This is a genomic window from Rhodoferax sp. OV413, assembly GCF_945881795.1.
In the GTDB taxonomy this organism is placed as follows: Bacteria; Pseudomonadota; Gammaproteobacteria; order Burkholderiales; family Burkholderiaceae_C; genus Allorhodoferax.
The window spans coordinates 1-7,368 of the sequence record NZ_CAMCVG010000101.1; the positions used below are offsets into that span (position 1 = coordinate 1).

Sequence of the window (7,368 nt, forward strand, 5' to 3'; positions counted from 1 at the left end):
CTTTTGCTTTGCCAACGGGTTGTAGTCGGCGCTGGACTGCGCCTCGCGCACGGTGGGGTTGGCGGGGGCAATGCCCGGTTCGAGGCGGGAGTCACTGTGGCTCATGGTGTGGCGCCGTCAAGGCGCGAGGTAGGTGGCAAGTTTGTGGCCCAGCAGGTCCGCGGCGTCTTGCCAACTGACCTGCACCCCGATTGTAGAAAGGTCCACCGTCTGCAGCTGCGTGTAGCCGCAGGGGTTGATACGCGAGAAGGGTTCCAGGTCCATGGCCACGTTCAGCGCTACTCCGTGGTAGGTGCAGTGGCGGCTGACCTTGATGCCCAGCGCCGAAATCTTGCCCAGGCCGGAAAAGTCGGGTTCGCTCTGGGGGCCCGCGTCCTTGCGCGGGCGCTGCGGCAGGAGCGCATGACTGGCCGGCTCGTCCAGCCGCACATAAATCCCCGGGGCGCCTGCCACCCGGTGGCCGGTTACGCCGAAATAGGCCAGCGTTTTGATGACAGCCTCTTCAACGCGATAGACGTATTCCTTGACAAAATAGCCGGCCCGCTTGAGGTCCACCATCGGGTAGCCCACGACCTGTCCGGGGCCGTGGTAGGTAACCTGTCCGCCCCGGTTGGTTTGTACCAGCGGAATATCGCCGCGCGTCAGGATGTGCTCCGCCTTGCCGGCCAGCCCCTGGGTAAAGACCGGTGGATGCTCACAAATCCATAGCTGGTCGCGCAATAGGGACGGGCCTTCGGCACTTCTTTCGCTGGTAAACCGCTGCATGGCTTCCAGCGTTGGTAGGTAGTCCACCCGCCCGAGGCAATGAATTTCAATAGCCACGCGCTTACAGCACCACTTTGACCATGGGGTGGCTGGACAGGGTGCGATACAACTCATCGAGCTGCTCACGGCTCGTCGCAGTGATGGTGATGGTCACACCCAGGTATTTGCCGCCTTTGCTCTCGCGCAGCTCGATCGTCGAGGCATCGAAAGCCGGATCAAAGGCCTTGGCTACCTGCGTGATGGCGTGCACCAAGCCATCCACCTTGTGCCCCATTACCTTGATGGGGAAAGGCGTTGGATAGTCAATGAGCGACTCTGCGTTCGGTGTATCGCTGGAGTCGTTTGGGGTGGGGGTGTTGGCCATCGTTGCGCCTTTCGGAAGCGGTATTTCGGGAGGTGTGTGGCGTCCAATTACAGCAGAGTGCGACACGGCTTTGTCACACCACTCGTCATAATTCCATCAGCAAAGAGTCATGTTCGAGTCGACTTTTGCGACTCTCGGCTTACAGGATTTCTGGGGTGTTTACCTTACGCAGACCTTATGGTGTGGCGTTTGTACGGTATTGGAACTAGGGGTTTCTTTCTATGTACAATCGCCGGCTGTGCCTAGAACCAAGCGGTGTCGGAGTGCAAATTTGACAGAAGCAAACATGCACTCGCGGAACCGGCCATCGGGTTTTGAAGCCTCAGATGAGGCGGCAGAGGACGGGTTCCAGGCGATGACGGCAGAAGAGGCCCAACAGTGGCGCCTTCGCAACCCCCAAGTATCCGCACAACGGGTCCTTGGTCTGCAAGTGATTGTGGCGGTTGTGGTGGCGCTGGTGTTGTTTGGTTGGTTCGGGCAGGCCGCGGGAATGTCGGCAGCCTACGGATCCTTCGCAGTGATTGTTCCAGCGTTGGTGCTGGCCAGAGGGCTGCGAAGGCGGTCAGAGGCTCGTGATCCGGCGGTGGTGCTTTTGAGTTTTGTGGTGTGGGAAGCGGTGAAGGTAATGTTGACGGTGGCCCTGCTGCTGTTGGCTCCGCAACTGGTTCCCGCGCTGAATTGGCTGGCTTTGGTGCTTGGCTTTGTGGTGACGATGAAGGTGTATCTGGTGGCCGCGTGGCTGCTCTCCAGACGCCAACATCCCACTGTTATTAATTGAATTTTGGTGACATATGGCTTCTGATAACGCTGAAACCCATGCCCCATCTGCCGGTGAGTACATCCAGCACCACCTGCAACATCTGCAGAAAAACTTCGACTTCGAAAGCGTCAAGCAAACGAGCATCGTCGATTTCAGCGTCTTTAATTTCGATTCCGTGTTCTTCTCGGTCGTGTTGGGCGTTTTGGGTTGCTTCGTTCTTTGGAATGCAGCCCGCAAGGCCACCGCGGGAGTTCCAGGCCGATTCCAGGCTGCGGTAGAAATTCTGTCTGAGATGGTGGAAAACCAGGCCAAGGGCGTTATCCACAACGCCAAAAGCCGCAAACTGATTTCCCCCTTGGCACTTACCGTTTTTGTGTGGATTTTCCTCATGAACGCGATGGATATGTTGCCTGTCGACCTGATCCCTGCCATCTGGCACAGCGCCGGCCCTGCCCTCGGATTCAAAGACTACGTGCGCGTGGTTCCCACGGCCGACTTGTCTACAACACTGGGTTTGTCGTGTTCGGTGTTGCTGGTCTGCATTTTTTACAACATCAAAATCAAAGGCTTGGGCGGCTGGGCGCATGAGCTTATTGCAGCCCCTTTCGGAGATCACTGGGCGCTGTACCCTGTGAACTTCCTGATGCAGATGATCGAATACCTTGCCAAAACCGTGTCGCATGGCATGCGGTTGTTCGGCAATATGTTTGCAGGTGAGTTGGTGTTTATGTTGATCGCCCTGATGGGTGGCGGCTGGGCGCTGTCGGCAACGGGTGTTGGCTTGGCAATTGGCCACGTCATCGCCGGAACCGTGTGGACGCTGTTCCACATTCTGGTGATCACCTTGCAAGCCTTCATCTTTATGATGTTGACGCTGATCTACACGGGTCAAGCGCACGACGCACATTGATGTAATTTTTTTAGTTCGTTTTCTTTTTCTTTTCCACTATCTTTTAGGAGCTTCTCATGGAAAACATTCTCGGCCTCGTGGCACTGGCTTGCGGTTTGATCGTTGGTCTGGGCGCTGTTGGCGCATCTATCGGCATCGCTCTGATGGGTGGCAAGTTCCTCGAATCCTCTGCTCGCCAACCTGAATTGATGAACGAACTGCAAACCAAGATGTTCATCTTGGCCGGTCTGATTGACGCTGCGTTCCTGATCGGTGTTGCTATCGCGCTGCTGTTCGCATTCGCCAACCCCTTCGTTCTGAAATAATTAACGGCCCCTTCACGTTAGAGAAGGAATCAAACCGTGAACATTAACGCTACCCTGTTCCTGCAGGCTATCGTTTTTGCGGTCCTGGTGTGGTTCACGATGAAATTCGTGTGGCCCCCGATCACAAAAGCGCTGGACGAGCGGGCACAGAAAATCGCCGACGGACTTGCTGCCGCCGACACAGCAAAGGCCGAGCTGGCCACTGCAAACAAGCGCGTAGAAGCCGAATTGGCTAGCTCACGCAACGAAACTGCGACCCGTTTGGCGGATGCCGAGCGCAGAGCACAAGCGATTGTCGATGAGGCCAAGGCGCGCGCCGTGGAAGAAGGCAACCGCATCATCGCTGCTGCCAAGGCCGAGGCCGAGCAACAGTCGGTGAAAGCACGTGATGCGCTGCGTGATCAGGTTGCTGCTCTTGCCGTTAAAGGTGCCGAGCAAATCCTGCGCAAAGAAGTCAATGCCGGCGTGCACGCAGAGCTGCTGTCGCGCTTGAAGACTGAGCTGTAAGGGAATCACATGGCTGAACTCGCCACCATCGCCAGGCCCTACGCTGAAGCTTTGTTCAAGGCTACGCAAGCGGACTTGAGTGCTGCAGCTGTTTGGTTGGATGAAATGGCTGAAGTTGCCCGTAATGAGCAACTCCAGCAGTTCGCCGGCAATCCTAATAGCACCAGTGCGCAGGTTTTCGACCTGATCACCGGAGTCATGAAAGCTGCATTGCCTGAGCAAGGAAAGAACTTCCTGCGCACTGTGATCGATAACGGCCGCCTCGCCGCGTTGCCGGAAGTCGCAGCCCAGTTCCGTGCACTGAAGAACGCCAAAGGCGGCTTTTCTGATGCTGTTGTCTACAGCGCCTTTCCACTTGATGCAGCCGCATTGACGGAAGTCGCCGTTTCTTTAGAGAAGCGTTTCGGTACCAAACTCAACGTCACCGTTGAGCTCGATGTCGAATTGATTGGCGGCATTCGTGTGGTGGTGGGTGACGAAGTTCTTGACACATCCGTCAAGGCCCGTCTGGAACAAATGAAAGTGGCTCTCTCAGCATAAGGCTTTGCCTTCTGTTGTCAGCCCAACTAAAGAAAGAAGGAAAGAGTCATGCAACTCAATCCCGCAGAAATTTCTGAATTGATCAAGAGCCGCATTGACGGACTGTCTGCCAGTGCAGACATCCGCAACCAAGGCACCGTCGTTTCGGTGACCGACGGTATCTGCCGCATTCACGGTCTGTCCGACGTGATGCAAGGCGAAATGCTGGAATTCCCCGCTGGTAGCGATGGATTGCCCACCTATGGCCTGGCCCTGAACCTCGAGCGCGACTCGGTAGGTTCCGTGATTCTGGGTGAGTACGAGCACATCTCTGAAGGCGACACTGTCAAATGCACAGGACGCATCTTGGAAGTGCCCGTGGGTCCCGAGCTCAAAGGCCGCGTAGTCAACGCACTGGGTCAGCCTATCGACGGCAAAGGCCCTATCAACGCCAAGATGACCGACGTGATTGAAAAGGTTGCGCCTGGTGTGATCGCTCGCGAATCGGTGAGCCAGCCCATGCAGACCGGCCTGAAGTCTATTGACTCCATGGTTCCCGTCGGCCGCGGCCAGCGTGAATTGATCATTGGCGACCGTCAGACCGGCAAAACTGCCGTCGCGATTGACGCCATCATCAACCAGAAAGGTCAGAACATGACCTGCGTGTACGTCGCGATCGGTCAGAAGGCGTCTTCGGTCAAGAACGTGGTGCGCGCGCTGGAGCAAGCCGGCGCCATGGAATACACCATCGTGGTGGCTGCTACCGCTTCTGAATCAGCTGCCATGCAGTATGTGTCGGCCTATTCCGGCTGCACCATGGGCGAATACTTCCGCGATCGCGGCGAAGACGCGCTGATCGTGTACGACGACCTGTCCAAGCAGGCCGTGGCTTACCGACAAGTGTCCTTGCTGCTGCGCCGCCCTCCAGGCCGCGAAGCCTACCCCGGCGACGTGTTCTATCTCCACAGCCGTTTGCTGGAGCGCGCAGCCCGCGTGAATGCCGACTATGTGGAAGCTTTCACCAAGGGTGCCGTGAAGGGCAAAACCGGCTCTTTGACCGCACTGCCAATCATCGAAACCCAAGCGGGTGACGTGTCTGCCTTCGTGCCTACCAACGTGATTTCGATCACAGACGGTCAGATCTTCCTGGAAACCTCGCTGTTCAACGCCGGTATCCGTCCCGCTATTAACGCTGGTATCTCGGTGTCCCGCGTGGGTGGTGCAGCGCAAACCAAGCTGGTCAAGGGCCTGTCCGGCGGTATTCGTACCGACTTGGCGCAGTACCGTGAGCTGGCCGCTTTTGCGCAGTTCGCATCCGACTTGGACGAAGCCACCCGCAAGCAACTCGACCGCGGTGCTCGCGTGACCGAGCTGCTCAAGCAAGCCCAATACAGCCCCCTGACCATCAGCCTGATGGGCGCAACGCTGTTTGCGGTGAACAAGGGCTTCATGGACGACATCGAGGTGAAAAAGGTTCTGGCGTTTGAACACGGCCTGCACGCTTTCCTCAAGGACAAGCACGCAGCGTTGTTGGCCAAGCTGGAAGCCGACAAAGCCATGGACAAGGATGCCGAGGCTGAATTGAATGCTGCGATAGCCGCATTCAAAAAGTCTTTTGCCTAATTCCGACCTGATGACCCAAGGAGCCTTCTATGGCAGCAGGTAAGGAAATACGAGGCAAGATCAAATCGGTGGAAAACACCAAGAAGATCACCAAGGCTATGGAAATGGTGGCTGCGTCCAAAATGCGTAAAGCGCAGGAGCGGATGCGGTCCGCACGTCCGTACAGCGACAAGATTCGCAACATCGCCACCAACCTCGGCAAGGCCAATCCCGAGTACACGCACGCCTTCATGCAAACCAACGACGCTAATACCTCCGGGTTTATCGTCGTGACCACAGACAAGGGTCTGTGCGGTGGCATGAATACCAATGTGCTGCGTTCGGTGACCGGCAAGCTGCGTGACTTGCAGGCAGCAGGTGTTTCCGCAAAGGCGGTGGCCATCGGTAACAAGGGCCTGGGCTTTTTGAATCGCGTGGGTGTCCAAGTGGTGTCGCATGTGACGCAATTGGGCGACACGCCCCACCTAGACAAGCTCATCGGGCCGGTCAAGGTCTTGCTGGATGCCTACGTAAAGGGTGAAGTGAGCGCGGTGTACCTGTGTTACACCAAGTTCATCAACACCATGAAGCAGGAAGCGGTCGTTCAACAGCTGCTGCCTTTGTCTGCCACGCAGATGGAAGCAGAGTCGCAGGCCAGTGGCAACCACCACGCATGGGACTACATCTACGAACCCGATGCGCAAGCGGTCATTGACGAACTGCTGACCCGTTATGTTGAGGCGCTGGTCTACCAGGCCGTGGCAGAAAACATGGCGTCGGAGCAGTCTGCGCGTATGGTGGCCATGAAGGCCGCGACGGATAACGCAGGTAGCGTGATTGGTGAGCTCAAGCTGGTCTACAACAAGACCCGTCAGGCAGCCATCACCAAAGAGTTGTCGGAAATCGTGGCTGGTGCCGCGGCGGTGTAAGCCGAACCGCACGCATCCGAGTTTTTGTTAAAGATTTAATTTTTGGAGCGAAAAATGGCTCAAGCTAACACCCAAGTTCAGGGAAAAATTGTTCAGTGTATCGGCGCTGTGGTTGACGTGGAGTTCCCCCGCGACAAGATGCCCGGCATTTATGACGCGCTGAAAATGGAAGGCTCCACCCTGACGCTGGAAGTTCAGCAGCAGCTGGGTGACGGCATCGTCCGTACCATCGCATTGGGATCGTCCGACGGCCTGCGCCGCGGCATGATCGTGTCCAACACCGAGAAGCCCATCACCGTACCCGTGGGCCAAGCCACATTGGGCCGCATCATGGACGTGCTCGGCGCGCCCATCGACGAGCGCGGCCCCGTCTCTTCCGAGCTGACCGCATCTATTCATCGGAAGGCCCCCACCTACGATGAACTCAGCCCTTCGCAAGAATTGCTGGAAACCGGCATCAAGGTGATTGATTTGGTGTGCCCCTTCGCCAAGGGCGGTAAGGTGGGCCTGTTCGGTGGTGCCGGTGTGGGCAAGACCGTGAACATGATGGAGTTGATTAACAACATTGCCAAGGCACACAGCGGCTTGTCCGTGTTTGCCGGTGTGGGTGAGCGTACCCGCGAAGGGAACGACTTCTATCACGAGATGGCCGATTCCGGTGTGGTGAACCTTGAGAACTTGCCTGAATCCAAAGTCTCTATGGTGTA

The 7,368-nt window shown here is 56.9% G+C and carries 9 protein-coding genes and 1 pseudogene; 8 read left to right on the plus strand and 2 right to left on the minus strand.

The features are described 5' to 3' along the window. Window positions 1–117: 117 nt before the first annotated feature. Both lipB and Q0O05_RS10635 read right to left on the minus strand, forming a co-directional pair. Window positions 118–822 (minus strand): lipoyl(octanoyl) transferase LipB, encoded by a 705-nt coding sequence (lipB, locus tag Q0O05_RS10630; RefSeq protein ID WP_293662834.1) that lies wholly within the window; start codon window positions 820–822, stop codon window positions 118–120. A gap of 4 nt (window positions 823–826) precedes the next feature. Further along, window positions 827–1,129, minus strand: a complete 303-nt coding sequence (locus tag Q0O05_RS10635; RefSeq protein ID WP_293662836.1) for a DUF493 family protein — start codon at window positions 1,127–1,129, stop codon at window positions 827–829. Window positions 1,130–1,415: 286 nt separating this feature from the next. Between Q0O05_RS10635 and Q0O05_RS10640 the strand changes: the two genes are divergently transcribed. From Q0O05_RS10640 to Q0O05_RS10675, 8 genes and pseudogenes are all read left to right on the plus strand, one after another. Further along, window positions 1,416–1,907, plus strand: a complete 492-nt coding sequence (locus tag Q0O05_RS10640; RefSeq protein ID WP_293662838.1) for an ATP synthase subunit I — start codon at window positions 1,416–1,418, stop codon at window positions 1,905–1,907. Window positions 1,908–1,920: 13 nt separating this feature from the next. Next, the gene (atpB, locus tag Q0O05_RS10645; RefSeq protein WP_293662840.1) at window positions 1,921–2,799 is read left to right on the plus strand and encodes a F0F1 ATP synthase subunit A; all 879 of its coding nucleotides are present in this window, start codon (window positions 1,921–1,923) and stop codon (window positions 2,797–2,799) included. Between the two features lie 56 nt (window positions 2,800–2,855). Further along, the gene (atpE, locus tag Q0O05_RS10650) at window positions 2,856–3,104 is read left to right on the plus strand and encodes a F0F1 ATP synthase subunit C (RefSeq protein WP_053172779.1); all 249 of its coding nucleotides are present in this window, start codon (window positions 2,856–2,858) and stop codon (window positions 3,102–3,104) included. Between the two features lie 36 nt (window positions 3,105–3,140). Then, on the plus strand, window positions 3,141–3,611 hold the full coding sequence (locus Q0O05_RS10655; protein ID WP_293662843.1) for a F0F1 ATP synthase subunit B: 471 nt from the start codon (window positions 3,141–3,143) through the stop codon (window positions 3,609–3,611). A 9-nt stretch (window positions 3,612–3,620) separates the two neighbouring features. Beyond that, window positions 3,621–4,151, plus strand: coding sequence for a F0F1 ATP synthase subunit delta (locus tag Q0O05_RS10660; protein WP_293662845.1), 531 nt, complete (start codon window positions 3,621–3,623; stop codon window positions 4,149–4,151). Between the two features lie 48 nt (window positions 4,152–4,199). Continuing rightward, on the plus strand, window positions 4,200–5,753 hold the full coding sequence (gene atpA, locus Q0O05_RS10665) for a F0F1 ATP synthase subunit alpha (protein WP_293662847.1): 1,554 nt from the start codon (window positions 4,200–4,202) through the stop codon (window positions 5,751–5,753). A gap of 29 nt (window positions 5,754–5,782) precedes the next feature. Further along, a complete protein-coding gene (gene atpG, locus Q0O05_RS10670; protein ID WP_293662849.1) occupies window positions 5,783–6,661 on the plus strand; it encodes a F0F1 ATP synthase subunit gamma in 879 nt (292 codons plus the stop codon). A 54-nt stretch (window positions 6,662–6,715) separates the two neighbouring features. Continuing rightward, window positions 6,716–7,368 (plus strand): annotated as a pseudogene (locus tag Q0O05_RS10675) (F0F1 ATP synthase subunit beta); the annotation flags it as partial.

Excerpts from the sequence above, each read along its gene's own strand:
- Q0O05_RS10635 (WP_293662836.1), bottom strand. The coding sequence starts at position 1,129 with ATGGCCAACACCCCCACCCCAAACGACTCCAGCGATACACCGAACGCA.
- Q0O05_RS10640 (WP_293662838.1), top strand. The coding sequence starts at position 1,416 with ATGCACTCGCGGAACCGGCCATCGGGTTTTGAAGCCTCAGATGAGGCG.
- atpB (WP_293662840.1), top strand. The coding sequence starts at position 1,921 with ATGGCTTCTGATAACGCTGAAACCCATGCCCCATCTGCCGGTGAGTAC.
- atpE (WP_053172779.1), top strand. The coding sequence starts at position 2,856 with ATGGAAAACATTCTCGGCCTCGTGGCACTGGCTTGCGGTTTGATCGTT.
- Q0O05_RS10660 (WP_293662845.1), top strand. The coding sequence starts at position 3,621 with ATGGCTGAACTCGCCACCATCGCCAGGCCCTACGCTGAAGCTTTGTTC.
- atpA (WP_293662847.1), top strand. The coding sequence starts at position 4,200 with ATGCAACTCAATCCCGCAGAAATTTCTGAATTGATCAAGAGCCGCATT.
- atpG (WP_293662849.1), top strand. The coding sequence starts at position 5,783 with ATGGCAGCAGGTAAGGAAATACGAGGCAAGATCAAATCGGTGGAAAAC.